Raw genomic sequence first — 26,240 nt, forward strand, 5'->3', positions numbered from 1 at the left:
AACCGGATCCGCCTTCCTGGGTCACCACGGCGGTCGCGTGCAACATGCCCGCGAAGTCCTCGGGCTCGGTGGACGGCCGCAGCAGCACCGTCGGGGCACCGGCGGCGGCGAGCACGGCCGCGGTGTCGCGGACCAGCCGGCCCGACGCCACACCGGTCGACGCGGCGATTCCGCTGGCGAGCAACGGCGCGTGACCGGCGGCGGCATGCGGGGACGCACGGTCGAACAGCGCCGTCGGCCGCAGCCGTCGCAGGGCGGCCGGGCGATCCAGCAGCCCGGCGCGCCACGCGTCGACGGTGACCGTGTTGTGGACTCGTTCGGCGGCCACCGCCGGGCGCACCTGCAGCAGCCACAGTTTCCCGGATTCGACGACGAATTCGACCTCGACGATCAGCGTCAGCCAGCCGAACAGTTCGTCCACCGTGGCGGCGAGCTCACCGTAGGCGGCGGGCGCGGTATCGGCGAGCACCGCGATGTTCGCCGGTGTCGCGGTGCCGCCGACCAGGGATTCCCCCGTCGCCGCCGGCAGATATTCGCCGTGCAGTCCGCGCATCCCCGTGAGGGGATCGTGACTGAAGACGACGCCGCTGCCGCTGGCGGTGGCCGCGGTCCCGTACGCCATCGCCTGCACGACCACGGACGGCCGGTCTGCTTCCGAAATACCGTGTGCGGCACGGTATTCCCGCGCCCGGCGGTTGTTCCACGAGGCGGCCACCGCATCCACGGCCGCCTTCACCTGCGCCGCGGGCTCGACCGGGAATCGCGCCCCGGTCCGTTGTTCGTAGCTGTCGATCAGTTCGGAATGAACCCGCTCGGGCGGCCCGGTGGGCAGGTCGGCCTCCGGCACGCCCGCGACGTGCACGCACAGCGCACGGGCCCCGGAAACGACTGCGCGCCAGGCGGTTTGCTGTCCGCCGAGCCGCTCGGTCAGCGCCGGCACGTTCTCCGGCGTCAGGCCGACACACAGCAGGGTGTCCATCATGCCGGGCATACTCACCGGCGCGCTCGACCGCACGGCGAAGGCCACGGTGGCGCGGTCGGCCGCCATGGTCGCGGCCGCTTCCCTCCGCAATTCCCGGACCAGCTGGGCGATCTCGTCGAGCGTGCCGCCGGTCTGCCGCAGGCGTTCACCGGGCAGGATCCGGAAAGGTGGTACCGGATAATTCATCTCGGCCAGCTTGGTGAGGAAGAATCCTTTGCCGCCGAACAGGGCTCGCGAGATCTGCGGGGTCTCGAAACGCTCAATGCCCGGGTGGCTCATGACCGGCTCCCAGGGTGAGGCGCAGCAGGGGTGAGGCGGCGCCGACGAACAGCTGGCGGGCGGCGCTGATTCCGGTCGCCAGATCGTTCCACAGCTCGACGCGCCGCGGTTTTCCGCTCGTGGTCCTCGGAATCGCCAAGGGCGCCATGGTGACCAGGGCCGCGGTGGCCGCGTCGAGCCCCGACCGCCGCAACACCGACAGCGTCGTCTCGACGGCCTCGGTCGGCACCCGCTGCTGGAAGACCACCAGGCTCGAGGGCTTACCCGCCATCTCGAGATCACGCAGCACCACGGTGATCTTGTCGTGATGGACCCGAAGTCGTTCGGCGAGAGCGAGTTCGACGTCCTCGGCGGTGATGAACGTGCCGTTCACCTTGATCGCGTTGCCCATCCGGCCCAGCACGTAGACCTCGTCCTGATAACGAAAGCCCAGATCGCCGGTGTAATGCACCACGGGGACGGTGTCGTCCTCGTCGAGATAGCCGCTGAACAATGCCGGTGAGGCCACGGTGATCTCGCCGACCTGACCGTCGGGCAGCACGACGCGATCGGAGTCGACGACCTCGATGTGCGCACCCGGCAGGGCCCGCCCGCACGACACGATGCAGGTCGCGCCGTCGGGCACCGGCTCGGTGTCGAGCAGGTCCCGCTGCCCGAGCACCTCGACCTGAGCCTGATCGGACAGGGTCCGGTGATCGATGTCCAGCGCGGTCGGCACGTCCGGCAGCGGGCAGACCGATACCGCGAGGGTGGTCTCCGCCATCCCGTATCCCGGTTTGACGGTCCGGGCGGGCAGTCCGAACGGCGCCAGCAGCTCGTAGAAGCTGCGCAGCGCGGCGAAATTGATGCGATCCGAGCCCACGATCAACGATCGCCACTCGGAGAAGTCCATGCCGGCCAGGGCCGTGGCCCCCACCAGCCGCACGATGCGTTCGATCGCGAAATTCGGTATGGCCGAATGGTTCGCCCCGTGTCGGCCGAACAGTTCCAGCCAGGTCAGCGGGCGCCGGACGAAATGCTCCGGGCGCATCAGCCACGCGTCCTGGGCGTAGAGGATCGGTGACAGGAAGGTGCCGATCAGCCCCATGTCGTGATGCAACGGCAGCCAGGACCCGAAGGTCTGGGTGGACTGCCCCGTGCTGTCGTGGAAAACCGATTTCAGCATTTCCACGTGCGCGATGGCGGCGCGTGCGCTGATCCGGACGGCCCGCGGCAGACTGCTCGAACCCGAGGTGAACTGGATGATCGCGGTCTCGTCGTCGGTCGCCGGGCACAGCGCGACCCTGTCGGCCGCCGGTATCGGCTCGTCGGCGTCGATCAGATGGCGGGGACGGTCCGGTCCGGCCTCGGCAAGACCGGCGAGGGTCTCCGCCCCGGCGACCACGGCCGCCGGGGCCAGTGCCCGCAGCCGCGACAGGTGCCCGGCCTGGCCACCCTCGGGCAGCCCGATCGGGGCGACGACGGTGGGTATCGCTCCGATCGCCATGACGCCGAAGAAGTATCGGGGAAATTCGGGGCAGGTCGGCAGGACCAGCGCCACCCGGTCGCCGCGCCCGATACCGCGTTCGCGCAGCGCACCGGCCACGTTCAGCGCCTCGGTGGCCATCGAGTCGTAGCCCAGGCTCTCCCACTGGTGGCCGGTGTAGAAGCGGACCGTGCCGTCGTTGTCGCGTTCGGTGATCCAGTCGACGAGTGATCTCACCGCGCCTCCCGGGACGCGGGGTCGTTCGGGTACCGATCGTGATAGGTGCGCTGGATCAGTGCGACCAGGTCGCCGACGGTCTCGACGCCGTAGATGTCCTCGTGGTCGATGAGTTCGATGCCGTACTCCTCCTCGACTCGGGTCAGCGCCTCCATCAGCGACAGCGAGTCGAGGTCGATGTCGTCGCGGACCGAATCGGTCAGCCGCAGGTCCAGCCGGGGCCGGCCGACCGCGATCTTGTCCTCGAGGACCGTCAGCACCGCCTCCGGATCGGCCACCGGATCGAAAGTCTGGTTATCAGTGGACAATTCGCACCTCTCCCGTATCTCCGTTCACGTACACCCGCTGTCCCGGTTTGATTTCGGTGGCCAGCGGATGCGACACCACGGCCGGAATCCCGAGTTCCCGGCAGATGATCGCGATGTGTGAGTACTGACTGCCGCGGGCGGTCACCACCGCGCCGACGAACGGCAGGATCGGAATGACGTTGGCGTCGGCGCTCTCACAGGCCAGCACCGCCCCCCGTTCGGTGGGCATGTCCCCGAGCCCGATGGCGATCCCGTCGCAGACACCCGCCGCGGCCCCGTGCGGGGTGCGGTGCGGCTGATGGTGTGCGGCCGCGCCCGGCGACAGGTCCAGATAATCCGGCATCGCCACCGCGAGGGCGTCCTCACAGGCGGTGCGGCGCCGCGCTATCTCCGTGCGGTCCGGGACGGCGTCACGCAGTTCACGCATCGCGAGGTACGGCCAGTCCGCCGCGGCCACACCCCGATGGGCGGCGATCACCGGCACGAACCGCCGGTGGGCGTGCAGCAACCGCATCGCCAGCGATTTACTGTGCTCCCGCAGGGCCATCACGTCGCCGAGGAACAGCACCGAGGCGTCGATGGCCCGGCCGCGCGCCGCTCCGGACATACCGATCAGCGCCTCCCGAGGCGACAGATCGGACTCGTCCCGGGTGGCGGCCGGGGCGTGGTTCATGGGTGGGATCACATAGTCGGACCAGGGCAGATCGGTGTCGGCGATCTCGTAGAACGGGTGCTGGACGAAGCATGCGGGCCCGTCGGCGAGGGGCGCCAGCTGACCGATGCGACCCCACGGCAATTCGGCGGGTTCCTTGAGCCAGTTGGTGATCAGGTTGCCGCCGCGCGCGAGCCGGCCGACCACGGTGCGCTGCAACACCTCCGCCGCGACCGCCCCCGACGTGCTGATGATGTGCAGATGCCAGGCCCGCTCCAGCAGTGCGTCGCCGCGGGTCGCCAGTTCGCCCAGGCGCCAGACGGCCTCGTCGCCGAGGACGGCGTCGACGTCGCGTTCGAAGTCGAACACCGCCTGTTCCAGCTCGATCACGCGCGGCCGCAGTTCGACCAGCTCGCGCAGCATCCGCGCGGTGGCGCCGTTGCGGCGCAGGCGGCCCGGCCGGCGACCGGAGCTGGGCCGGGGCGGATCGATGCCCTCGAAGTAGGCGGCGGTGACGTCCTCGGGGGTCAGCAGATTCACCTGGTCGGCGATGCGGCAGTAGGCCGTGAGGTTGTGGTACGGACGGCAATTGAAGTAGCCGGTGAACACGTAGTCCGAGCCGGTGGCCCAGCGCTGCGGGCCGAGGATGTCGCGGACGAACTGCCGGGTGCCCCACTCCATCGGCCTGCCGACCAGCGACCAGGACATCGGTGACAGCCGTTGCGGTGCGATCTCCCCGAAATTCCCGGCCGAGTACACCCGCAGCTCCGGATGGGGATAGGTGTCGACACGACAGTGTGAAATGCTCATCGTGCTGCTCCCAGGACGTCGATGCTGCGACTCGTGAGACCCGAATTGCGCAGTGCCACACCGGTTTCGGCGATATAGTCGGTCGCCGACCTGATGTCCGGCGTCGGGAGGGTGTCGAAGATGCCCGGATCGAAATCGAACAGCGGCCGGGCGTAGTCGACGACGTCCTCCTCCAGCCCGAAGCGGCGGGTCAGCAGGCGGCGCGTCCACGCGGGCCCGGTGGCGTCGACGATCTTCGGCACCACCTGCCACGGACGGCACAGGCGCTCGAGGACGTCGGCCAGTGTGGGCCGCTCCGGATCGAAATAGGTACAGCCACTGCGGTGTTCGTCGCAGACGGTGATGTCTCGCACCACTCGCGCGGCCACCTCGACATCGGCGGCGTAGACCGGATACCGGCCGCAGTCGTTCAGCGTGACCGGGAGCCCGCTGAGCAGATGCGGCAGGACCGACACCGGACCACCCCGGCGGGGGATCAGTTCGGCGGGGGCAGGCCCGAGCAGGGTGCCCAGCCGGAGCACGGTCACCGGCACCCGGCGTTCGCGGCGCGCGATCAGCTCGCCGCGGTATTTGGCGTATTCGTACCAGTTGCGGAAGGTTTGACCACGACTGAGATCGCGATTGGTGATCGGACCGGTAGCGCGGCCCAGCGCGAGAATCGACGAGACGTACACGACGCGGCGGACGGACCCGATCGACGCGGCCAGATCGAGGACGTTGCGCGTGCCGTTGACGTGCAGGTTCACCACGCCCGTCGGATCCGAACCCATATCCACCGAACCGAAGCCGCAGACCACCGCGTCGACGTCGGTCAAGGCGTCGAGGGCTTCGTCGGTCGAGCCGAATCCGGGCGAGTTCACATCGCCCGCGATGCCGGTTCCGTAGCGGGTCCGGCCGCTGCGGCTCAGCGCGACGACCTCGTGGCCGTCGGCGTCGAGCAGTCTCGAGACGGTACTTCCCAGATAGCCGGAGGCGCCGGCGACGAGTATTTTCATGCGAATCGTCCCAACGGGAGTTCGGGCAGCGGCTCGGGGGCCACGGGCGGGGCGAGATCGAAGGCCACGTCGATGAGGTCCTCCACCGAGTAGGTCGGCGCCCAGCCGTCGGTCAGTGCCCGCAACCGGGTGCGTTCGAAGATCCGATCGATGGCGACATACCGAAGCCCGAACAGGCGATTGCCCATCTCCCGATTCCAGCGCGCGTACTTCAACGCCAGGTTCTCCGCCAGCCGCAGCGCGCGGTCGGGAGCGACCAGCAGTCGCGGCGGGTCGTAGCGACCGGTGATGTCCTTGGACTGCAACACCGTCAGCAGCGCCGCCAGCGTCGGCGCGGTTTCCCCGGCGACCAGGTGGACGATCGCCCCGCCGCGCCACGACGCGTAATCCGTGGCGGCGCCGTGGTCGAGCAACCGCACCAGACCCTCACCGATCACGTCGCGCGGCAGGATGTCCACGCGGGCCTCCGGCCGCACCGGCAGGACCGGCAACTGCCCCGACGACATCGGCGTGACGAGTTGATACAGCGAGCTCCACCGCGTGGTCGATCGGGTGCGGGAGCTGCCGATCACGCCGCCGATGCGGGCGATCAGCACCGGGTGACCGTCGGCGGCGGCCCGGCGGATCAGATGCTGTTCGGCGAACCATTTGCTCAGCTCGTAGGGCGTGCGGTCCGGATGCGCGGGGTGCAGATCCTCGGCGATATTGCCGGAGGCGGTGCCTGCCACGTAGGCGGTGCTCACGTACAGGTACGGAACGATACGGCCGAGTCGATCGCTGAGCTCGCGGGCCAGCGCGAGACCGTTGAGCGCACCGAGGTAGTTGATCCGGTCCAGCGCCGCCTGCCCGGCCGTCCAGTCGACGATGCCGGCGAGGTCGACCACGACATCGACCTCGGGCAACGTCGAACAGTCCAGGCCCCAAAGGTTTTCGGCCACATCGCCGATCACCTGGTGCCGCGGCACGGCGGCGCGGTCCAGATCGGCCCGCGTCCGGCGGCGCACGACGGCCGTCGCGGCGGCCGGGTCGGGGTTGTCGGTCAGTGCCTCGGCCAGGCCGCGCCCGACCTGTCCGGTCATACCGGCGATCAGCAGGCGCGGCGCGGTGCGGCGGCGGGCGGGTGTGGTGTCGGAGGTCGCGAGGGTCATGAGGAGATGCTCACCAGCCGGTCGTAGAGGTCGGGATTGCCGTGCAGGGAGTCGGTGATGATCGCCAGCATCATTTCGTCGGTTCCCGCGCCGATGCGTGCCACACGGATGTCGTTCCAGAACTGGCCGAACGGCGTTTCCCGCGGGAGGTAGCCCGGGCCGCCGAACACCTGCATCGCTTCGCTGATCAAGCGTTCACCGGCCCGCGCCGCGCACAGTTTGACCGCGGCGATCCTGCTGATCAGCGCGCGGTCGAGCGGTCCGGCCATGAGGTCGCGGGCGATCGTGTCGACCGCGCCCGACAGCACCTCGACCTCGGCCGACAACTCGGCCAGCCGGAAGGCGATGTACTGGTGCTCGCGCAGCCGTTTACCGAATTGCGTACGGCGCCCGGCATGTTCGACCGCCAGACTGATCGCCGTCGCGCATCCGCCGGCGACCTGGGCCGCGATCGCCAGCCGCTCGAAGGACAGTCCGTAGTTCAGATTGAGCACGCCCAGCCCGGCCCGGCCCAGCGTCGCCTGCCGATCCACCTCGGCGCCGTCGAACTCGACGGCCACGGTATCGAGGGCGTGTGTGCCCAGTTTGTCGTGCTCGCGAAGGATCCGGGCCGCGGTCATCGGCACCACGATCGTCGCGTGGCGATCGGTGGGCCGGCCGTCGGCCGCCGCGATCCGGCACAGCACGACGGCGAAATCCGCGACCGCGCCCAGGGATACGAACTTCTTGCGACCGGTGACCGACCAGCCGTGCTCGGTCGGGGTCGCCAGGCACGTGACGGCCGAGAGGTCGCTGCCGCCCGTGGGTTCGCTGGCGGCGATGCAGCCGACGGCGGTACCGTCCAACGCCTGTTCCCGCAGTGCCACAAGGTAATCCGAGTGACCGAAGCGGTGCAGCAGCGAGAGCACGGTTTCGGTGTGCAGGGATACGCCGATGGCGACTCCCGCCGGCGCCCGGCTCGACAACTCCGCGCCCAGGCGCACGCCGAAGACCACGTCGCCGGCGTCGGTGCCGGGTGCCGCGTCCGCCGACCACCGGCTGCGCAGTACCCCGGCCTTGCCGAGGGATTCCAGCAGCTGGCGCGGAAACCGGACGAGGGCGGGGTCGGCCTGCACCGAGTCCAGGGCGTCCTGCACGATCCGGCCCAGGTCGCCGGCCGTGGGTAGTGCTGTTTCGAGGGTCATTGATATCCGTTCCCTCCGGATCGAATGCCGAATTTTTCCCACACCTCGAGGCCGCGGCTGCGCAGCCTTTCCGGTATCGGCGGATGGGGAGTCGAATTCACACATGAACAGTGCGAAGTCAGCGTGACACATTTCCCTCGAAACCGTCAACAATTGGATCCGTTGACTTTTGCGAGAGCGCTGTGCCAATCTTGTCCGAGCGCCACCGTCGTGCGCAACGAGTCGGCCTCGTCGCCGCCGCCCCTCCTGTAGCTTGTCTCTAAATACCCTGTCCAACAGGGGTTTTGGGTGAACTATCCGAGGCTCGCGACCGCCTGACAATATCTTGCTATAGGGGAGAAATGCACAATGACGGATAATCGAGTCAGCCTCGCTGCGCAATGGACGGAGATATTCACCGCCGATGGTTCGGCACCGCCCGAGAAACTCTCGGTGCAGTCCTGGCTGCGTTACAGCCTCATTATTCGACGCGTGGAATTTCTGCCGTTGACGGTGACGGTACCTTTGGTGCCGGCCCTGCTCATGGCTCGGACGATGCGCGAATTGCTGTCACTCGACATGCTGCTCGCGACCATTGTCGTGGTGGTGTCCATCCAGATCGGCAATATGGCCAACTGCCTCGCCGACCGCCGGATGGACGCGATCTACAAGACCAGGCTGTCGCGGGCCGTCTACGGCCTGGGGGTCGGCCGGGTGATCCGCCAGATCGTGATCGCCATGGTGATCGTGGGAGTCGCGGAGGGCTGGCTGACCTACCGCACCGGACATCTGGATCTGCTGCTCATCGGCGGTCTGTGGGCGGTGCTGGGCATGGGCTACTCGCTGCCGCCGCTGCACCTCAACGGCCGCGGCATCTGGCAGCTGCCGGTGCTGCACGCCGTGTACTTCGTCCTGCCGGGGTTGTTCGTGCTGCGCGCGTTCGAGGGGCCGCTGTCGTGGGCGGCGATCGCCGCGATCTGCGGCTTCAGCCTCACCAATATCGGCATCATCGTCATCAGCCACGCCGAGGACTTCCCCGAGGACGAACTGTATTCGGTGATGACCTACGTCCGGACGCTCGGACTGACCCGCGCGGTCGGGCTCGGGGTGGCGATGCTGACGCTCGGAGCGATCGTCGTCACCGCGTCGATCGTGGTACTGGCCGGCCCGGTCTGGGGGCTGGTGCCGTATCTGGCGGCCTGCCTGTTCGCGGTGCGGTTCATGGCCCGTACCGCGCGGGCGGTGCGCGGGAAGCCGGTCGACGAGGGAGTGGCCGTGCTGCGCGCCTCCTCGAAACTCGCTCCGCTGCACACCCTTCTGGTCGGGTGGACGACAGTCGTCGTCGCCGCCTTCGCCTTCGCGGCCCGCTAGGCGCCGGCCGCATCGAATCACGAGTTAGGAGATCGGCGAATGGCGATCCTGTACAAACCCGCGGTGGCCTTCCCGGACGAGGTGGTCACCCTCGAACAGACCTTGGACGTCGCGCGCCGGCTGCACGCGGACCACGCCGACCTGGAGCTGGCATTGCGGTTGATCCGCAACACCGGCGTCGAGACCCGCAATATCGTGCAGCCCTTGGATCGTGCGTTGCGGCACCCCGGTTTCGAGGAACGCAATCAACTGCACGAGGTGGAGGCGAAACGCTACGTGCCGGTGGTCGTCGGCGAGGCGCTGGCCAACGCCGGCAAGGCCGCGGCGGATATCGACGCCATCATCTACGTCTCGTGCACCGGCTTCATGATGCCGTCGCTGACCGCGTGGATGATCAACGAACTCGGCTTCCGGTACTCCACGGCACAGCTTCCGATCGCTCAACTCGGTTGTGCCGCAGGCGGTGCCGCGATCGCCCGCGCCCTGGACTACTGCCGGGCCCATCCCGGCGCGAACGTCCTCGTGGTGTCGTGCGAGTTCTGCTCGCTGTGCTATCAGCCCAGTGACGTCTCCGTCGGCACCCTGCTGTCCAACGGCCTGTTCGGCGACGCCGTCGCGGCCGTGGTGGTCTCCGATGCGGCCGCCGCGGGCAGAGCCGGAATCGAGTTGCGGCGCAACGCGTCCTACCTCATTCCCGGCACCATCGACTGGATCTCGTATGCGGTCCGGGCGACCGGCTTCCACTTCCAGCTGGACAAGCGGGTCCCGGGAACGATGGAACCACTGGCGCCGGTGCTGCGCGCGGTCTCCGAACAGGAGGGCTGGGACGCCGGGGTCCTCGAGTTCTACATCATCCATGCCGGCGGACCGCGCATCCTCGACGACCTGTCGAAATTCCTCGATGTGGCGCCGAACCAGTTCCGCTACAGCCGCGAGACGCTGACCCGGCACGGCAATATCGCCAGCGCCGTGGTGCTCGACGCGACCCGGCGACTCTTCGAAGACACCGACAATCCGAAGATCGGACGCGGCATCATCGCCGGGTTCGGTCCGGGAATCACCGCCGAGATCTCACTGGGAGAGTGGTACAGCTGATGTCGATTCACGGACTCTACGTAGCGCCGGGCGAGGGCAAACGACTCGTCAGCGCCGCACACGAAGTGGTTTTCAAGGTCACCGGCGAGCACTCCACCGCCGCCTCCAGTTTCGAGGTGCTGGTCCCACCGGGCTTCGACGTCGGGGCGCATCTGCATCACCATTCCGAGGAACTGTTCTACCTCGTCGCGGGCGAGCTGGAATTCCTTGCGTTCGAACCGGTTTCGTGGGAAGGACATTGGTCGCAGTGGCGCTCAGAGGAGGGCCGCACCGTCATCACGGCCGGGCCCGGCAGCGTGGTGTTCGTGCCGCCCGGATGCCCGCACGCGTTCCGCAACGCCTCCGACGCGCCGGCGAAGATGTTCTTCCAGGCCTCGCCACCACCGGACCACGAACACTATTTCGAAGGACTCATCGAGATCTTCCGCACCGGCGCCGCGGTGGACCCGGCCGCCGTGGCGGCGCTGCGCCGGAAATACGACATCGAGCAGATCAGCGAGTTGCGCTACCAGCCGCCGGGTGAGTGAGCCGCCGCGATGACGAGCGTGCTCGGACTCGCCGGCTCGCTGCGGCGGCAGTCCTACAACCGGATGTTCCTCGAGGCGGTGCCGCACCTGCTGCCGTTCGCATGCCGCTACCAGGTGTTCGACGGGCTCGGCGAGGTGCCGCTGTACAACGAGGACATCGACACCGCGGCGCCGCCGCCGGGCGTGCGGGCGTTGCGCGCCGCGGTGGCCGCGTCCGACGGGGTGATCGTCGCCTCCCCGGAATACAACCAGTCCGTTCCGGGTGTGCTGAAGAACGCCCTCGACTGGCTGTCCCGCCCGCACGGCGGCGGCGCCCTGCGCGGGAAGGTGATCGTGTCCGTGGTGGTGACGCTGTCGCGCGGCAACGGCGCGCGCGGACTGGCCGACCTGAACCGGGTGCTGTCGTATCTGGGCAACACCGTGCTGTACCAACCGGAAATCGTGCTGGCCTCGGCGCCGAGCCTGCTGCGACCCGGTGCCGACGGGTCGGTGGACATCACGGATCCCGCCGTGCGAGCGCTGGTCGCGCTGGCGCTCGAACAGTTCGGCAACGTTCTCGGCGCGGGGACCGCGCGCGCCGGCGCCGAATTCGTCGCGGCCCACCGGGCCGTCGTCGAACGGGCGCGCTTCGCCCCGATGGTGCGCGAGGCGCTGAGCCGGGGCGCGCCGCCCGGCGTGGTCGCGGAGCGGCTGCGCAACGCCGGCATCTCCGCACACGAGGCGCAGGAATGGATCAGCGCCGAAATGGCAAGCGGCCCGGTCCTTTCGAGCAACGGACATCGAAGTGGAGAATCATGATCGACATCGGAACCGACAGCGGTCTCGACTTCCTCGACGACCGGGTGCGTGGTGTCGTCGAGCGACTGGAAGTGGCGGCCCGCGCCGACGGGGAGGTGATCGGCGCGGTGTCGGTGCGATTGCGCGAACTCGGCGCGACACCGGATGCCGAGACGCTGCGGGTGATGACCGCGACGGGTGAGGCGGCGATGCTGCCGGTCGCCCGGTCGGTGGGCCGCTTGCTGTTTCAGCTGGCGCTGGGCTCCGGCGCCGCCACGATCGTCGAATACGGCACCTCGCACGGCATGTCGACGCTTTATCTGGCCGCCGCCGCACGACGCACCGGCGCGCGGGTGATCGGCACCGAACTGAGTGCGCACAAGGCCGCGGTCGCCACCGCGAATCTCGCCGAGGCGGGTGTGGGCGATCGGGTGCGGGTGCTGGTCGGCGATGCGCTCGAGACGTTGCCGACCGTGCCCGGCCCCGTCGGACTGCTGCTGCTCGACGGGTGGCTGCCCCTGCATCTGCCCGTATTTCGAGCGATGGAGCCGAAATTGACGCTGGGTTCGATCATCGTCTCGGACAATGTCTCCAGACATGCCGACCTGCTCGACGACTTCCACCGCTACGTAGCGGAACGCTCGCAGACCTATCTACGGACAACCCTGCCCCTCGACGACGGAATCGATGTGATCGTGCGGGTGCGGTAGCGGCCGGCCACCGGAGAGGAACGATGAAGAAGACCTCCGTACTCGAGCGCGTCGCGCGAGCTGCCGCGTTCCACCCCAAGGTGATCCTCGGCGTCGCGCTGCTGGTGGTGCTGATCGCCGCCGCGGCCGGCAGTTCGGTCGTCGACCGGCTCGAGGCCGGTGGCTTCGCCCCGCCGGACGCGGAGTCGACGCGGGTGAGCCACCTGGTGGATGCCGAATTCGGCGGCGTGGCACCGAATCTCGTCCTGACCATCGGCGCCGACAGCGGTGTCGAGAGCCCACCGGCCCGGCAGGCGGGCGTGGACGTGACCGCGTGGTTGCAGCGACGGCCCGACATCACGACGGTGCAGTCGTATTGGACCGCACCGCCGGATCTGCGTGCGGCACTGCGCAGTTCCGACGGCCGGACCGCGCTGGTCGTGGCCCGCATCGCCGGAGACGACACGGCCCAGCAGAAGGCCGCCGACGAGATCGCCCGCGCGCTGCCGGCACCGGCGGGGGTGACGATTCACCTCGGCGGTTACGCGGCGACCCTGCGCGACCTGAGCGCCGTCAGCGTGCGAGACCTGGCCTCGGCCGAGGCCGTCGCCATCCCGATATCGGCGATCGTGCTGGTCCTCGTCTTCGGGAGTGTGATCGCGGCATTGCTGCCGGTGGTCATCGGGCTGGTGTCGATCGTCACCACCCTGGCCGTGCTCCGGCTGCTGACCGAGTTCACCGATGTGTCGGTGTTCGCGCTGAATACGACCACGGCGTTGAGCCTGGCACTCGCCATCGACTACAGCCTGTTCGTCGTCTCGCGCTACCGGGAGGAACTCGACCGCGGGGCGGACCGGGAGGAGGCGGTGATCCGCGCGGTCTGCACCGCCGGTCGCGCGGTGCTGTATTCGGCTCTGGTGGTGATCCTTTCGCTGTCGGCGCTGCTGGTGTTCCCGATGTTCTTCCTGCGCTCGTTCGCCTACAGCGGACTGGTCGTGGTCGCGGTGGCCGCGCTCGCGTCGGTGCTCGTCCTGCCGGCGTGCCTGGTGCTGCTCGGGGACCGGGTGAACGCCCTCGATCTGCGGGCGCCGCTGCGGCGTCTGCTCCGGCTGCCGCCGCGACGGACGGTCCCGCCGGCGGACGGTGTCTGGTATCGCATGGTCACCGGCGTGATGCGCCGCGCGCTGCCCGTCGCGGTGGTGGTCACCGCGCTCCTGCTGCTGCTGGGCGCACCATTTCTCGCGATCAAGTTCGGCACTCCCGACGATCGGGCGATTCGCGCCGGGGTGGCCGACAGCAGGACGGTCGGCGACATCCTGCGTTCGGAGTTCGCGCGCAATCCCACCGATTCGGTCACCGTCGTCCTGCCCGGCCAGCACGGCGACCCCGGCCCCTACGCCGCCGAACTGTCGCGGGTGCCCGACGTCTCGGCGGTTCTCTCCGGCTCCGGTACCTACGTCGGCGGAGCCCGGGTGGCGTCGGCGCCGCCGGGGATGAGTGGCACCGCCGGAGAGGTACTCCTCGTCGGCACCGATCTGGACCCGTATTCGGTGGCCGGTGCCCGGCAGCTCGACCGGCTGCGCGCGATCGCGGCCCCGGCGCCACCGCTGTTCGGGGGCGCCGCGGCCGAGAACCGGGACGCGCTCGAATCGATCGCTGCCCGCCTGCCCGTCGCCGCGGTGTGGATCGTGGTCGCGATGTTCTCGGTGCTGTTCCTGTTCACCGGAAGCGTGGTCCTGCCGGTGAAGGCGCTGCTGATGAACGTGCTGTCGCTCACCGCCGCGTTCGGGGCGATGGTGTGGATATTCCAGGACGGGCATCTGGCCGGCGTGCTCGGTTTCACGCCGACCGGCTATCTGGTGGCCAACGTCCCGATCATGATGTTCTGCCTGGCGTTCGGCATGTCGATGGATTACGAGATCTTCCTGCTCTCACGGATCCGTGAGGAGTGGCTGCGTTGCGGTGACAACACCCGGTCGGTGGCCCTCGGTGTGGCGCGGACCGGTCGTATCGTCACCGCCGCGGCCGCGCTGATGGCGATAGTCCTCGGCGCCCTGGTTTTTTCCCGCCTCGCGTTCATCCAGTTGCTGGGACTGGGTCTGGCGCTGACCGTCCTCGTCGACGCGACCGTCGTTCGCTGCCTGCTCGTTCCGTCGCTGATGCGCCTGACCGGGCGCTGGAACTGGTGGGCGCCGCGGCTGCTGCGCCGGGTGCACGCCCGGGTCGGGCTGCGCGACCCGGAACCCGTCTCGGGATAGGACGAACCCGTCTCGGGATAGATCGCGCCCCCGCGTCGCGGGACCGCGATCAGCCTCGGTCGTCCGCGGCGGGGACGGCGCAACCGTCCGGACCGCAGGCGTCGCCGTCGCCGAGGACCTGCAGCGCGGGAGCGTGATCGGCCCACGCGCGCTCCAATGCCTGGCTGAACACCTCGGGCGGCCGAGCGCCGGAGACGCCGTAGGTGCGGTCGAAGACGAAGAAGGGCACGCCCCGCGCGCCGAGTTGCGCGGCGGTGTTCTCGTCGGCGCGCACCGCGTCGGCGTAGGCCTGCGGATCGTCGAGGGTCGCGCGCACCTCGACCGGGTCCAGTCCCGCTCGCGCCGCCAGCTCGATCAACCGTTCCCGGTCCCCGAACACCGGCCGCTCGTCGGCGAAATTGCCCTCGTACAGCGCGTCGAGCACCTCGTCCTGCCGTCCCCGATCCAGTGCGAAGTGCAGCAGCCGGTGCATATCGAAGCTGTTGCCGAAGTCGCGTCCCTCGGTGCGATACGGCAGCCCGGCGGCCTGCGCCTGGGCGGCGATGCCGCGCTCGTTGGCGGCGGCCTGGGCCTCGCTGATTCCGTACTTCTCGGCGATATGGGCGACCACCGGACCGCTGTGCCCGGCCGGCAGCGTCGGGTCCAGCTCGAAGGACCGGTGCACGACCCGCACCTGATCACGGTGCTCGAAGCCGGCCAGCGCCTGCTCGAAGCGCCGCTTGCCCAGATAGCAGAACGGGCAGTTGATATCGGTCCAGATCTCGACCTGTACGGCCATGGTCACCTCATTCGCGTCTTCGGAAAGTCCTGACATGTCAACCGAGCGCCTGCCCGGCCTGTTCCCTGAGATGTGATCGGCATCACAGTCGGCGGTGTCACGAATGCGGCAGCCGACTTGTCCCATACCCGAATCGCACAGTCGACCCGCCGCGAAAGGACAAGACCATGAGCGAGACCCAGCGCAGCAACCCGGGGACCCAGCGTGCGCCGGACGCCGGACGTCCGCACGACATCGTCGTGCTCGGCGCCGGTTACACCGGAATGCTGGCGGCCATCCGGCTCGCGCGCCGCACCCGCAAGCAGCCGGTGCGCATCACCCTCGTCAATCCGTCGGAGCGGTTCACCGAGCGGCTGCGCATGCACCAGGTCGCGGCCGGTACCGAGCTCGCCGACCACCGCATCCCGGAACTGCTGGCCGGCACCGGCGTGACCTTCCGTCGCGCCGCCGCCACCACGATCGACGCGGGCGCGCACCGCGTGATCTGCGACGACGGCGCCGAACTCGGCTACGACACCCTGGTCTACGCCCTCGGCAGCCGAGCCGACACCACCACCGTGCCGGGCGCGGCCGAGCATGCCCGGACCCTCGACGATCCGCGCGCGGCGCATCGGATGTCGCGGCGCCTCGCCGAACTCGAGGCGAGCGGGGGAGCGGTCGCGGTGTGCGGTGGCGGTCTCACCGGCGTCGAGGCCGCGACCGAGATCGCCGAATCACATCCCGGCCTCACCGTCACCCTGATCAGCACCGGAGAACCCGCCGCCATGCTGGGGGAGCGCCCGCGAGCCTATGTCGAGCGTGCCATGGATCGCCTGAACATCGTGCGCCGCAGCGGAACTCGCGTGTCCAAGGTGCTGCCGGACGCGGTACGCCTCGACAGCGGCGTGATGGTGCCCGCCGGGCTCACGCTGTGGACCGCCGGAGTCCGCGTGCCCGCCCTGGCCGCCGAGGCCGGCATCACCACGGACGCGGCGGGGGCCATCGTCACCGACGCGACGTTGCGGTCGGTGTCGCATCCGGACATCTACGCGATCGGCGACGCCGCCGCGATCACCCAGCCGTGGGGCCGCATGCACGGCACCTGCCAGAGCGGGATGCCGACCGCGGCCTACGCCGCCGACACCATCGCGCGGCGCCTGCGCGGAAAGCCGGTGCGGCCGTTCCGATTCGGCTACTTCCACCAGCCGGTCAGCCTCGGCCGCCGCGACGCCGTCATCGGATTCACCCACGCCGACGACAGCCCTCGGCGCGGATATCTGACGGGCCGCGCCGCGGTGCGGTACAAGGAATTCGTCAGCAGCAGCCCGGTCCCGACGTTCCGGCTGAGCCGGCGCGCGAATGTCTCGGTCACCCTCTCGCGCGGTGGACGCGCGACGCGCACGGCCGGCCGCGTCGCGGCCTGAGGTGCGATATTGCGGGTGCTCGACCGACCGGGAGAGGATGAGCGCATGGACGGTGAAGCCGAGGACGCCGGTGCGGTGACCGCCCGGCCCGCGGACCCGCCGGCGGACCCCGGCGATGCGTTCGACACGCATCGCCGGCTGTTGTTCGCCACCGCGTATCAACTGCTCGGCAGTGTGGCCGACGCCGAGGATGTGCTGCAGGACGCCTGGTTGAAATGGCACGAGGCCGACCGGGACCGGGTCCGCCACCCCAAGGCGTATCTGGTGCGGACGGTGACGAACCTGTCGCTGAACCGGCTGACCAGCGCCCGCGCGGTGCGTGAAACCTATGTCGGCCCGTGGCTGCCCGAACCGCTGCTCAGCGAACCCGATGCCACCGAGCGCGTCGAGATCGTCGACACGGTGTCCACGGCCATGCTGGTCGTGCTGGAGACGCTGGGCCCGGTCGAACGTGCGGTGTTCGTGTTGCGCGACGTCTTCGGCTTCTCGCCCGCCGAGATCGCCGGCTTCCTCGATCGGCCCGAGCCGACCGTCCGGCAGATCTCGCATCGCGCCCGCAATCACGTGCAGGCGCGCCGGCCGCGTTACGACACCGACCCCGTTGCGCGGCAGGAGATCACCGAGCAGTTCCTGGCGGCCGCCAACGGGGGCGACGTCAACGCGCTGATGCAGCTGCTCGCTCCCGACGTCACCCTCTGGAACGACGGTGGCGGCAAGGTCACCGCGGCCCGGCGCCCGCTGCACGGGCCCGATCACGTCGCCCGCTGGCTGCTCGGCGTCCTGGCCAAACCCATCCTGACCGGTATCCGGATGCGGGCCGCGGTGCTGAACGGCGAACTGAGCGTGGTCGGCGAGATCGGCGGATTCCCGGTCGGCGCACTCACCTTCGACATCCTCGACGGCCGCGTGCAGAATCTGCGTTTCCAGGTGAATCCCGACAAACTCGCCGGCCTGCGCCCGCCGCAGGAGATCCGATACCTCTGATTCGACCGAAATGTCCTGTGCGGCTACGGGATGCGCTATTTTTGTGATCCGCCGGGACAGTTCCGGCCGAGATCAGAATGGTAGGAGTTTCACAAGTGCACAGCGTAGCGAGCCGCACCCGTCGATCCGGCGTCAGGATTCCGGCCCGTCGAACCACCCTGACCGGCTGGCTGCTCGCCGCCGGTGTCGGCTTCGCCGCCGTCTTCGCCCCCGCCACCACCGCGACCGCCGCCCCGGCCTTCGTCTCCTGCCCCGCAGGCGATTACGAGAACGTCGACCACGCCTGCGTCCCGCGTCCCGGCTCGGATCCCGACGGCGCGACCGCACAGTGCGGCGACGGCACCTACAGCTACAGCCGCCACCGCAACGGCACCTGCTCCCATCACGGCGGTGTCGAGCGCTGGCTCTGACCGAGCCGGACGGTCCGCGGTGGGCGTGGCGCCGGTCACCACGGGTGCTCGAGTAAGAATGAGAACCCGTGTCTGCCGAGGAACTCGCCGTGGAACCGCTGGCCGCCGCCCGCCGCCTGCTGGGCGCGACGATGCGGTCCGGCCCGGTCGCCGTCCGCATCGTGGAGGTCGAGGCGTACGGCGGTGACCCGGCCGGCCCCTGGCACGACCCGGCCGCCCATTCCGGACGCGGCCGCACCCCGCGCAATGCCGTCATGTTCGGCCCGCCCGGCATGCTCTACGTCTACTTCAGTTACGGCATGCACACCTGCGTGAACGTCACCAGCGGCCCCGACGGTGTGGCCAGTGCCGTGCTGTTGCGGGCCGGTGAGGTGATCGAGGGCCACGAGGTCGCGCGCTCCCGGCGTCGCGCGGCCCGCACCGAAGCCGATCTGGCGCGCGGGCCCGGGAACTTCGGCAGTGCCCTCGGAATCACCCTCTCCGACTACGGCACCGCGCTGTTCGACCCGGCGGCGCCGATCCGATTGGAGTTGGGACCCGAGATCACCGACTCCGCCGCGATCGGGGTGGGCCCCCGGGTCGGCGTGAGCCTGGCAGCCGACCGCCCGTGGCGACTGTGGTTGCGCGACTCCCCGGCGGTCTCGGTCTACCGCCGCAGTCCGCGCGCCCCCGAGGTCGGGCGGTCGGCCTGAGCGCTCAGCTCGTCACATCGGCCGAGATTCGTGCGCGCTGCGCGGCCGCGACCGTCGCCGCCAGTTCGGCCGCCGCGACGGTATCCGCGACGCCGAGCGTCCATCGGGTTTCACCGCCGATCCGGAACTCGCCGTAGACCACGAATTCCGCACCCGCGCCGGCAGCCGGCCGGTGGTGGGTCGACTGCAGCGACTCGATCGAGATGCCGTGAGCGGCAACTATTTTCGTGAGCTCGTTCGCGGCATCGGCAGGCGTCGAGGTCGTCTCGGCGTCGACGCCTGCCTCCGGCGCGGTGATCACGACGTCGCCGGAGTCGCTGTATCGCCAGTGAATCCGGCCCGCGGCACAGTCGATACCGTCGCCGTCGGGGCCGTAGACCTGTTGCAGCAGATCCCACAACCACCGCGCACTCACCTCGGCGCCGGTGTCGTCGGTATGGCGCTGCACATGCCGGGCGAAGTCGATCTGCAGCCGTCGCGGCAGCTCCAATCCGTATCCGGTCTGCAGCAGATAGGCGATACCGCCCTTGCCGGACTGTGAATTCACCCGGATCACCGCCTCGTAGCTGCGTCCCACATCCGCCGGATCGATGGGCAGATACGGCACCTGCCACTCGATCTCGGATTCCGGCACCCCGGCGAGTTCGGCCCGGCGGCGATGGTCGGCGAATCCCTTCTTGATCGCGTCCTGGTGTGTTCCGGAGAACGCGGTATAGACCAGATCGCCGACGTAGGGGTGTCGCTCCGGAATCGGCATCCGGGTGCAGTACTCGACGGTGCGGCGGATCCCGTCGATGTCGGAGAAGTCGATCATCGGATCCACACCTTGCGCATGCAGATTCAAGGCGAGCGTCGCGATGTCGACGTTGCCGGTGCGCTCACCGTTGCCGAAGACACAGCCCTCCACGCGCTGAGCTCCGGCCAGCATCGCCAGTTCCGCGCAGGCGATGCCGGTACCACGGTCGTTGTGCGGATGAACCGACAGGATCACCCCGTCGCGGCGGCTCAGATTACGGTCCATGTATTCGATCTGGTCGGCGTAGACATTGGGCGTGGCCACCTCCACCGTCGCCGGCAGATTCAGCACGACGGGGCGCTCGGGGCACGCGTCCCACAGATCGGTCATCGCATCGCACACCTCCAGCACGAAATCCGGTTCGGTGAGCATGAAAACTTCGGGCGAGAACTGGAATCGCAGATTCGGCCGGTCACCGGCCAGTCGCGCGATCTCGCGTCCACCCGCGACGATCATCTCCGCCACATCGGCCCGGGACCGCCCGAGCACGACCTCGCGCCACAGCGGCGCGGTCGCGGTGTACATGTGGACCACCACGTCGTTGGTGATCCCCTCCACCGATTCCAGGGTCCGCGCGATGAGATCGGCACGCGCCGGGGTGAAGACGACCAGGGTGACGTCCGCGGGCGCCGGCCCGGCGTCGCGGATCAGGCGGACGAAGTCGAAATCGGTCTGCGAGGCGCTCGGATATCCCACCTCGATCTCCTTGTAGCCGATCGCGACCAGCATCTCGAAGAATCGGCGCTTGCGCTCCGGATCCATCGGTTCGGCGAGGGCCTGATTGCCGTCGCGCAGGTCGACCGGCACCCACAACGGGGCGGATTCGAGGCGTTTCGAGGGCCAGCCGCGCTCGGTCAGTGGCACCGAAACCCGGTGGTACACATCGTGATAGCGATGCGACGGCATGACGGAGGGGCGCTGGCGATTCCAGCGGGGAGTGTGGTCGGGCACGGTATCGGCTTTCTGCGTCGGAGATGTCGACCGGCGCAGCCCAGCAACCCGCGGGCAGGGTGCCGGTCGTTCAGACCCCGCCGCGGCGGCCGAGGAGAAGCAGTCCCTGTCCCATGTCGGCTACCATAGCTAGTGACAACTCCTCAGACAAGTAGAGAGGTGAGGGCCGATGGCGACCGTGCAGAGGCAACCGCTCGCGGCCCAGGCCGCCCAGCTCCTGCTCGACCGGATCCGCGCGGGTGAATGGCAACTCGGACACAAACTGCCGGGGGAGACGACCCTCGCGGCCCAACTGAACGTGGGACGCTCCACGCTGCGCGAGGCGATCCGGGAACTGTCCGGTCAGGGCGTGCTCGAAAGCCGCCAGGGGGCAGGCGTTTTCGTCACCGCCCTGGACGTGGCCGAGGACTGGGACGAGGTGCTGCGCCGGGCCGATATCGCCGCCGTGATCGAGGCCCGCATCGCCATCGAGGCCGAGGCCGCGGCGCTGGCCGCACAGCGACGCACGCCTGCCGACCTGCGGATCATGCGTAAGGCGCTGTCGGTGCGCGCCGGATCCGACGATTCGGTCGAACATCTCGTCGACGCCGATACCGCCTTTCATCGCACCGTGATCGCGGCGGCGCACAACGAGGTGCTGTTGCAGTTGTTCGACGCCTTCGTCCCACGCGTGCACCGCGCGATGACGGAAATGCTGCGGATGCGGCCGATGGCAGATCCCGCCGCGGACCATCATGCCCACGAGGTGTTGTTCGCCGCGATCCGCGATCGATCGGCCGACACCGCGGCCACGGCCAGCCGGGTGCATCTGAGCGCCTTGAAATCCGCCTTTTCCTGACCGATGAATTCCTCCGGGGTGCCCCGTCTTCTGTGGTGAGCGCGCTCGAACAGACACCGAGCATCCGGAAGGACATCGATCATGACCGCCATCACCGCCTCCGCCCCGTCCGTGACCACCACCCGTCCCGGCAGGATCCGCAACCGCGTGCTGTGGACCCTGCAGATCGTGCTGGGCCTATTCTTCGTCATCGCCTCGGGACTGCCGAAGGTGGTCGGGCAATCCGATGCCGTCCGCATCTTCCACGACATCGGCTGGGGCGACTGGTTCCGCTATTTCACCGGCCTGGTGGAGATTTCGGGCGGAATCGGACTGCTGGTGCCGCGCCTGTCCTGGCTCGCCGCCGCCGGACTGTCGATCACCATGGTCTGCGCCGCCGCCACCCAGGCCTTCGTCATGGACGCCCCGGCGGGCGCGATCTTCCCGCTGGTCCTGATGGCGGTCTTCGCCTGGATCGCCTACGAACGCCGCCCCGCACACTGAAGTCGCGACCGCCCGATGGGCCCGCTCCGGGAGACACCCGGCGCGGGCCCATCGACATGTCGGTCGAGCGGACCGCGCCCGAAGGTCTGTACCGGCGCGGTCCTGCTGAGCTTATCGCCCGGCCTGTCTCGGTCGAGGGACCTCCCGGGAATCGGCCACCGGCTCGTCGTTCCCCGGTGCGGACTTCCCGGGTTGCGGCGCAACGACTTTCGGGGTGTAGGTCAGCCGCCCGCACCGGCGTCGGGTTCCGCTTCTGCCGTAAGGGGTTCGGTGCGCCGATGCATACCCGGGCTGACTCCGTAACGCCGTTTGAACGCGGCACTCAGACTGAACGCCGTCCCGTAACCGACCTGCCGCGCGATCGATTCGATGGTCGCATCGGTGCCGCGCAGCAGGTCCGCCGCCCGCGCCAGCCGCCATTCGGTGAGGTAGGCGATCGGCGGATCACCCACGAGTTCGGTGAACCGCCGGGCCAGCGCTGCCCGGGACGCACCGACGGTCGCCGCCAGTTCGGCGACCGTCCAATCGTGGGCGGGGTTGTGCTCGAGCAGCCGCAACGCCTGTCCCACCACGGGATCGGCGTAGGCGCTGTACCACTGCGGCGCCTCGGCCCGTGCGAACCAGGTGCGCAGGGCGGCGATGGTCAGCAGATCCAGCAGCCGGTCGAGAACCGATGCCTGCCCGGGAACGTCGCGGCCGGACTCGTCGACCAACAGTCCGAGCAGACGTTCGTCCACCTCGTGACCGTCGAGTACGGCCCGCGGCGGCAGGGCGCGCAACAGGCGGTCGCTCACCGTGCCGGCCACCTCGTAGGTTCCGGTCAGCAGCGCGGTCGTTCCGGCCGCATTCGTCCCCCAGCTGCGCACCCCGAGATCCCATGTCTCACAGAGCAATTCACCGTTCGGAGTGGTCGTGGTCTGCCCGGGATGCACGATCGCCTGCGGCGGGGTCGAGGGCGCGTCGGCCACCGTGTACGGGTCGGGACCACGCAGAATCGCGACCGCGCCCTCGTCGAGCCGGATCGGATCGTCACCGTCGGGCACCAGATAGGCGTATCCGCGGGTCACCACCACCACCGTGAGCGGCGCCCGGTCCTGGATCCGCAGCGACCACGGCGGGTCCAGCAGCGAGCGCATCACGAACGCGCCGCGAGCGCGCGGGCCGTCGAGCAGGTCGGCGAGGGCATCCATCCCACGACGATCGCGTATGGCGGCGAGCGCGGCAACCGGGTTCCCAGCACCGGTGGGGCGGCGGCGCCCCGGGAAATCGCGCACGATCACCGGCACGGCCGATCACCCGCGCGGCGCATCGGACGGTTCGCCGTCTGCTACCGGCCAACCGCCCTCGGCCGCTGTCCGGCGGGCATAGTCGGCGAACGATCGCGGCGGCCGCCCCAGCGCGCGCTCTACCCCGTCGGTGACGGCCGCATTGCGACCGTCGAGAACGGTGCCGAACAGATAGGTCAGCGAGTCGACGACCTCGCGCGGCAATCCCATCTCCGACATCGCGGCGGCGTATTCCTCCAGGCTCACCGGTTGATACCCGATCTCGCGGCCGGTGGCGGCGGCGATCGTGGCCACGGCCTCGGCGAAGGTCAGCGCCTGCGGCCCGGTCAGCTCGTAGACCTCACCGGCATGCCCGTCCTCGGTGAGTGCGGCGACGGCGACATCGGCGATGTCCTCGGCGTCGACGAACGGCTCGGCCACCGCGTCGGCCGGCAGTGTCACCTGTCCCGCCGCGATCTCCTCGGCCAGAAAATCCTCGCTGAAGTTCTGCGCGAACCAGCTGCACCGCACGACGGTCGTGGCCGGGCCGCTGCGCAGGGCGATCTCCTCGCACCGCTGCGCTTCGGGCTCGCCCCGGCCGGACAGCAGAACCAGTCGCCGCACCCCGGCCCGGCGCGCCGCCGCGGTCAAGGCGCGCACCGCCTCGTCGGCGCCCGGGGCGGCGAGATCCGGCTGGTACGCGAGGTAGACGGATCGGGCGCCGTGTAGGGCGGCGTCCCAGGTCGTCCGGTCGGCCCAGTCGAAGGGGATCGCCGTCGAGCGGGAGGCCGGCCGCGCCTCGATCCCGCGCTCCGCCAGTCGTGCCACGACCCGCCGGCCGGTCTTCCCGGTGCCGCCCAAGACGACGACAGGGCCCACATCGGTGCGGTCGAGGCCCAGGGAGGCGGTAGTGGCCGCGGCCGGGTCATCGGAATCGGCGGTCGCGAAAACTGTTGTGGTGCCGAGGGTTTCGTTCTGGCTGAGGGTGTTTTCGGTCATGGGTCAAGTACATCCTGAGCGAGGCCCACCGGCCATGGTCCGGACGCTCGCGCACATACGCGCGCGTCCACGCCGGGTGTTCCCGCCGAGGCTCGTCGACCGCCGGCGCGTTCGCCACCGGACAGCACGCCCATCCGGACATGGCCGACCCAGCGCAGCCGATCGCGCCCGGTGCGGAAGAATGGGAGGGCGTGAGCGCCGACATCATCGACGAACTGACCTGGCGTGGACTGATCGCACAGTCCACGGACCTGGACGCCCTGCGGGCCGACACGGCGAAGGGCCCGATCACGCTGTATGCGGGTTTCGACCCCACGGCGGCGAGTCTGCATGCCGGTCACCTCGTCCCCCTGCTCACGCTCAAGCGGTTCCAGCAGGCCGGACATCGCCCGATCGTCCTGGCCGGCGGCGCCACCGGCCTGATCGGTGACCCCCGCGACGTGGGGGAACGGGTGATGAACTCGACCGATACCGTCGCCGAATGGGCCGACCGGATCCGCGGCCAGCTGCAACGCTTCGTCGACTTCGACGAATCGCCGACCGGCGCGATCATCGCCAACAATATGGACTGGACGGGCAACCTCAGCGCCGTCGACTTCCTCCGCGATATTGGCAAGCACTTCTCTGTGAACGTGATGCTCGCGCGCGAGACGGTCAAGCGCCGCCTCGACAGCGACGGCATCTCCTACACCGAATTCAGCTACATGCTGTTGCAGGCCAACGACTTCGTGCAGTTGCGCCGCGCCCACGGCTGCCGGCTGCAGGTCGGCGGCTCTGATCAGTGGGGCAACATCATCGCCGGCGTCGAACTCAACCGCCGCCTCGACGGCGAACAGGTCCACGCCCTCACCACCCCGCTGGTCACCTCCGCCGACGGCAAGAAATTCGGCAAGTCGACCGGCGGCGGCAGCCTCTGGCTCGACCCCGAGATGACCAGCCCGTACGCCTGGTACCAGTACTTCGTGAACACCGGCGACGCCGACGTCATCCGCTACCTGCGCTGGTTCACCTTCCTCGACCGCGAGGAACTGGCCGAACTCGAGACCGCGACCACCGAGCGTCCGCATGCCCGCGAGGCGCAGCGCCGCCTCGCCGCCGAGATGACCACCCTCGTGCACGGGGAGGCGCACACCCGCGCGGTGCAGCTGGCCAGCCAAGCGCTGTTCGGCCGCGGTGATCTGCACGACCTGGACGAAGCGACCCTCGGTTCCGCACTGGCCGAAGCCGCCGGTGACGGCACCGTCGCGGAGGCCGGTCCCGAATCGACGATCGTGGATCTGCTGGTCGCCTCCGGACTGTCCGACAGTCGCGGCGCGGCTCGTCGCGCGGTGGCCGACGGTGGGGCCTCGGTGAACAACGCCCGCATCTCCGATCCGGAATGGGTGCCCACCGATACCGACTACCTGCACGGACGCTGGTTGGTGCTGCGGCGCGGCAAGAAGAACTTCGCCGGCGCGCGCCGAGCCGGGAGCTGATCTGGCCATGACCTGAGTCACATCCGTGTGATTCAGGTCGGCCGCCCGCTCGATCGGGGCGCGGTGACCTGCGCAAATGCGAGCCGACGTGGCGATTTGACGTTCCGTTCTCCGCCACGTAACTTATTCCAGGTCAGAGCGACACGGACACCGACCCGGAGCCGAGAGGCCCGGGACAACGAGGTAGGACGAGGAGCGCCTGACGGCCAGTAGGACCCAGAGATCGTGAGTTGACTTCGCGAGCTTCGGTGGTTAGGCTGGAAAAGTTGCCTCTCAAGAAGGTCGGTTAACCGGCCGGACTGTTTGTGCGCCTGTTCTTTGAGAACTCAATAGTGTGTCGATGAATGTCAGTGCCAAATATTTATTTTGGTTCCGTTTATCCTCCCCCCGTGAGGGTGACGGACATTTTT

The 26,240-nt window shown here is 69.2% G+C and carries 24 protein-coding genes; 13 read left to right on the forward strand and 11 right to left on the reverse strand.

Annotated elements, in window-relative coordinates:
* From ON23_RS31635 to ON23_RS31665, 7 genes are all read right to left on the reverse strand, one after another.
* On the reverse strand, window positions 1-1,261 hold a 1,261-nt coding region (locus ON23_RS31635; protein ID WP_039782864.1), incomplete at its 3' end, for a PEP/pyruvate-binding domain-containing protein.
* Complete coding sequence (locus ON23_RS31640) at window positions 1,242-2,963, reverse strand: AMP-binding protein (RefSeq protein WP_039782865.1); 1,722 nt, start codon at window positions 2,961-2,963, stop codon at window positions 1,242-1,244. The genes ON23_RS31635 and ON23_RS31640, both read right to left, overlap by 20 nt.
* Complete coding sequence (locus ON23_RS36320) at window positions 2,960-3,271, reverse strand: acyl carrier protein (protein ID WP_157163521.1); 312 nt, start codon at window positions 3,269-3,271, stop codon at window positions 2,960-2,962. Before ON23_RS36320 ends, ON23_RS31640 begins: the two co-directional genes overlap by 4 nt.
* Window positions 3,261-4,733: a PEP-utilizing enzyme gene (locus ON23_RS31650; RefSeq protein ID WP_039782866.1), complete on the reverse strand. Its 1,473-nt coding sequence runs from the start codon at window positions 4,731-4,733 to the stop codon at window positions 3,261-3,263. The genes ON23_RS36320 and ON23_RS31650 overlap by 11 nt, the downstream gene beginning before the upstream one ends.
* The gene (locus ON23_RS36325; RefSeq protein WP_051043620.1) at window positions 4,730-5,728 is read right to left on the reverse strand and encodes an NAD-dependent epimerase/dehydratase family protein; all 999 of its coding nucleotides are present in this window, start codon (window positions 5,726-5,728) and stop codon (window positions 4,730-4,732) included. Before ON23_RS36325 ends, ON23_RS31650 begins: the two co-directional genes overlap by 4 nt.
* Window positions 5,725-6,876, reverse strand: coding sequence for an SDR family oxidoreductase (locus ON23_RS31660; RefSeq protein ID WP_039782867.1), 1,152 nt, complete (start codon window positions 6,874-6,876; stop codon window positions 5,725-5,727). The genes ON23_RS36325 and ON23_RS31660 overlap by 4 nt, the downstream gene beginning before the upstream one ends.
* Window positions 6,873-8,060: an acyl-CoA dehydrogenase family protein gene (locus tag ON23_RS31665; RefSeq protein WP_039782868.1), complete on the reverse strand. Its 1,188-nt coding sequence runs from the start codon at window positions 8,058-8,060 to the stop codon at window positions 6,873-6,875. The genes ON23_RS31660 and ON23_RS31665 overlap by 4 nt, the downstream gene beginning before the upstream one ends.
* Before the next feature lie 348 nt (window positions 8,061-8,408).
* On the opposite strand from ON23_RS31665, the gene ON23_RS36330 reads away from it, so the two are divergent.
* Genes ON23_RS36330 through ON23_RS31695 form a run of 6 tightly spaced genes read left to right on the forward strand, consistent with a single transcriptional unit; the run spans window position 8,409 to window position 14,756 of the window.
* Window positions 8,409-9,410: a UbiA family prenyltransferase gene (locus ON23_RS36330; protein WP_083904362.1), complete on the forward strand. Its 1,002-nt coding sequence runs from the start codon at window positions 8,409-8,411 to the stop codon at window positions 9,408-9,410.
* A gap of 39 nt (window positions 9,411-9,449) precedes the next feature.
* A complete protein-coding gene (locus ON23_RS31675; protein WP_039782869.1) occupies window positions 9,450-10,505 on the forward strand; it encodes a type III polyketide synthase in 1,056 nt (351 codons plus the stop codon).
* Window positions 10,505-11,032: a cupin domain-containing protein gene (locus tag ON23_RS31680; RefSeq protein WP_039782879.1), complete on the forward strand. Its 528-nt coding sequence runs from the start codon at window positions 10,505-10,507 to the stop codon at window positions 11,030-11,032. Before ON23_RS31675 ends, ON23_RS31680 begins: the two co-directional genes overlap by 1 nt.
* Window positions 11,033-11,041: 9 nt before the next feature.
* On the forward strand, window positions 11,042-11,830 hold the full coding sequence (locus ON23_RS36335; RefSeq protein ID WP_051043622.1) for an NADPH-dependent FMN reductase: 789 nt from the start codon (window positions 11,042-11,044) through the stop codon (window positions 11,828-11,830).
* Window positions 11,827-12,519 carry an O-methyltransferase gene (locus ON23_RS31690; RefSeq protein ID WP_051043623.1) on the forward strand — a complete coding sequence of 231 codons (693 nt, stop codon included), beginning with the start codon at window positions 11,827-11,829 and terminating at the stop codon, window positions 12,517-12,519. The genes ON23_RS36335 and ON23_RS31690 overlap by 4 nt, the downstream gene beginning before the upstream one ends.
* Before the next feature lie 23 nt (window positions 12,520-12,542).
* Window positions 12,543-14,756: an MMPL family transporter gene (locus ON23_RS31695; RefSeq protein ID WP_039782870.1), complete on the forward strand. Its 2,214-nt coding sequence runs from the start codon at window positions 12,543-12,545 to the stop codon at window positions 14,754-14,756.
* Between the two features lie 49 nt (window positions 14,757-14,805).
* Here ON23_RS31695 and ON23_RS31700 read toward each other — a convergent pair whose 3' ends face one another.
* On the reverse strand, window positions 14,806-15,534 hold the full coding sequence (locus ON23_RS31700) for a DsbA family oxidoreductase (protein ID WP_039782871.1): 729 nt from the start codon (window positions 15,532-15,534) through the stop codon (window positions 14,806-14,808).
* Window positions 15,535-15,701: 167 nt separating this feature from the next.
* Between ON23_RS31700 and ON23_RS31705 the strand changes: the two genes are divergently transcribed.
* The 4 genes from ON23_RS31705 to ON23_RS31720 all read left to right on the forward strand — a co-directional run bounded on the left by ON23_RS31705 (window position 15,702) and on the right by ON23_RS31720 (window position 19,023).
* Window positions 15,702-16,937, forward strand: a complete 1,236-nt coding sequence (locus ON23_RS31705) for an NAD(P)/FAD-dependent oxidoreductase (RefSeq protein ID WP_051043624.1) — start codon at window positions 15,702-15,704, stop codon at window positions 16,935-16,937.
* 45 nt (window positions 16,938-16,982) lie between these two features.
* Window positions 16,983-17,921 (forward strand): RNA polymerase sigma factor SigJ, encoded by a 939-nt coding sequence (gene sigJ, locus ON23_RS31710; RefSeq protein WP_083904363.1) that lies wholly within the window; start codon window positions 16,983-16,985, stop codon window positions 17,919-17,921.
* A gap of 95 nt (window positions 17,922-18,016) precedes the next feature.
* Window positions 18,017-18,331, forward strand: coding sequence for a DUF3761 domain-containing protein (locus tag ON23_RS31715; protein WP_223273530.1), 315 nt, complete (start codon window positions 18,017-18,019; stop codon window positions 18,329-18,331).
* A gap of 68 nt (window positions 18,332-18,399) precedes the next feature.
* Complete coding sequence (locus ON23_RS31720; RefSeq protein ID WP_039782872.1) at window positions 18,400-19,023, forward strand: DNA-3-methyladenine glycosylase; 624 nt, start codon at window positions 18,400-18,402, stop codon at window positions 19,021-19,023.
* Window positions 19,024-19,027: 4 nt separating this feature from the next.
* On the opposite strand, the gene ON23_RS31725 is transcribed toward ON23_RS31720, so the two are convergent.
* Complete coding sequence (locus ON23_RS31725) at window positions 19,028-20,725, reverse strand: 2-isopropylmalate synthase (protein WP_039782873.1); 1,698 nt, start codon at window positions 20,723-20,725, stop codon at window positions 19,028-19,030.
* Window positions 20,726-20,939: 214 nt separating this feature from the next.
* Between ON23_RS31725 and ON23_RS31730 the strand changes: the two genes are divergently transcribed.
* Window positions 20,940-21,608, forward strand: coding sequence for a FadR/GntR family transcriptional regulator (locus tag ON23_RS31730; RefSeq protein ID WP_039782874.1), 669 nt, complete (start codon window positions 20,940-20,942; stop codon window positions 21,606-21,608).
* Window positions 21,609-21,689: 81 nt separating this feature from the next.
* Entirely contained in the window at window positions 21,690-22,091 is a 402-nt protein-coding gene (locus tag ON23_RS31735; RefSeq protein WP_039782875.1) for a DoxX family protein, read from the forward strand.
* Window positions 22,092-22,312: 221 nt separating this feature from the next.
* On the opposite strand, the gene ON23_RS31740 is transcribed toward ON23_RS31735, so the two are convergent.
* Together ON23_RS31740 and ON23_RS31745 are read right to left on the reverse strand one after the other, a co-directional pair.
* Window positions 22,313-23,281, reverse strand: coding sequence for an AraC family transcriptional regulator (locus ON23_RS31740; RefSeq protein ID WP_039782876.1), 969 nt, complete (start codon window positions 23,279-23,281; stop codon window positions 22,313-22,315).
* A gap of 102 nt (window positions 23,282-23,383) precedes the next feature.
* On the reverse strand, window positions 23,384-24,355 hold the full coding sequence (locus ON23_RS31745; protein WP_083904365.1) for an NAD(P)H-binding protein: 972 nt from the start codon (window positions 24,353-24,355) through the stop codon (window positions 23,384-23,386).
* Window positions 24,356-24,546: 191 nt separating this feature from the next.
* Between ON23_RS31745 and tyrS the strand changes: the two genes are divergently transcribed.
* Window positions 24,547-25,830 (forward strand): tyrosine--tRNA ligase, encoded by a 1,284-nt coding sequence (gene tyrS / locus ON23_RS31750; RefSeq protein WP_039782886.1) that lies wholly within the window; start codon window positions 24,547-24,549, stop codon window positions 25,828-25,830.
* The last annotated feature ends 410 nt before the right edge of the window (window positions 25,831-26,240 follow it).

Origin of the sequence: Nocardia cerradoensis NBRC 101014, assembly GCF_000308535.1 — a bacterium.
Lineage (GTDB): Bacteria > Actinomycetota > Actinomycetes > Mycobacteriales > Mycobacteriaceae > Nocardia > Nocardia cerradoensis.

Excerpts from the sequence above, each read along its gene's own strand:
- ON23_RS31695 (WP_039782870.1), top strand. The coding sequence starts at position 12,543 with ATGAAGAAGACCTCCGTACTCGAGCGCGTCGCGCGAGCTGCCGCGTTC.
- ON23_RS31665 (WP_039782868.1), bottom strand. The coding sequence starts at position 8,060 with ATGACCCTCGAAACAGCACTACCCACGGCCGGCGACCTGGGCCGGATC.
- ON23_RS31730 (WP_039782874.1), top strand. The coding sequence starts at position 20,940 with ATGGCGACCGTGCAGAGGCAACCGCTCGCGGCCCAGGCCGCCCAGCTC.
- sigJ (WP_083904363.1), top strand. The coding sequence starts at position 16,983 with ATGGACGGTGAAGCCGAGGACGCCGGTGCGGTGACCGCCCGGCCCGCG.
- ON23_RS31680 (WP_039782879.1), top strand. The coding sequence starts at position 10,505 with ATGTCGATTCACGGACTCTACGTAGCGCCGGGCGAGGGCAAACGACTC.
- ON23_RS36330 (WP_083904362.1), top strand. The coding sequence starts at position 8,409 with ATGACGGATAATCGAGTCAGCCTCGCTGCGCAATGGACGGAGATATTC.
- ON23_RS31700 (WP_039782871.1), bottom strand. The coding sequence starts at position 15,534 with ATGGCCGTACAGGTCGAGATCTGGACCGATATCAACTGCCCGTTCTGC.
- ON23_RS31725 (WP_039782873.1), bottom strand. The coding sequence starts at position 20,725 with ATGCCGTCGCATCGCTATCACGATGTGTACCACCGGGTTTCGGTGCCA.
- ON23_RS31705 (WP_051043624.1), top strand. The coding sequence starts at position 15,702 with ATGAGCGAGACCCAGCGCAGCAACCCGGGGACCCAGCGTGCGCCGGAC.
- ON23_RS36325 (WP_051043620.1), bottom strand. The coding sequence starts at position 5,728 with ATGAAAATACTCGTCGCCGGCGCCTCCGGCTATCTGGGAAGTACCGTC.
- ON23_RS31740 (WP_039782876.1), bottom strand. The coding sequence starts at position 23,281 with ATGGATGCCCTCGCCGACCTGCTCGACGGCCCGCGCGCTCGCGGCGCG.
- ON23_RS31735 (WP_039782875.1), top strand. The coding sequence starts at position 21,690 with ATGACCGCCATCACCGCCTCCGCCCCGTCCGTGACCACCACCCGTCCC.
- ON23_RS31660 (WP_039782867.1), bottom strand. The coding sequence starts at position 6,876 with ATGACCCTCGCGACCTCCGACACCACACCCGCCCGCCGCCGCACCGCG.
- ON23_RS31675 (WP_039782869.1), top strand. The coding sequence starts at position 9,450 with ATGGCGATCCTGTACAAACCCGCGGTGGCCTTCCCGGACGAGGTGGTC.
- ON23_RS31690 (WP_051043623.1), top strand. The coding sequence starts at position 11,827 with ATGATCGACATCGGAACCGACAGCGGTCTCGACTTCCTCGACGACCGG.
- ON23_RS31745 (WP_083904365.1), bottom strand. The coding sequence starts at position 24,355 with ATGACCGAAAACACCCTCAGCCAGAACGAAACCCTCGGCACCACAACA.
- ON23_RS31650 (WP_039782866.1), bottom strand. The coding sequence starts at position 4,733 with ATGAGCATTTCACACTGTCGTGTCGACACCTATCCCCATCCGGAGCTG.
- ON23_RS36335 (WP_051043622.1), top strand. The coding sequence starts at position 11,042 with ATGACGAGCGTGCTCGGACTCGCCGGCTCGCTGCGGCGGCAGTCCTAC.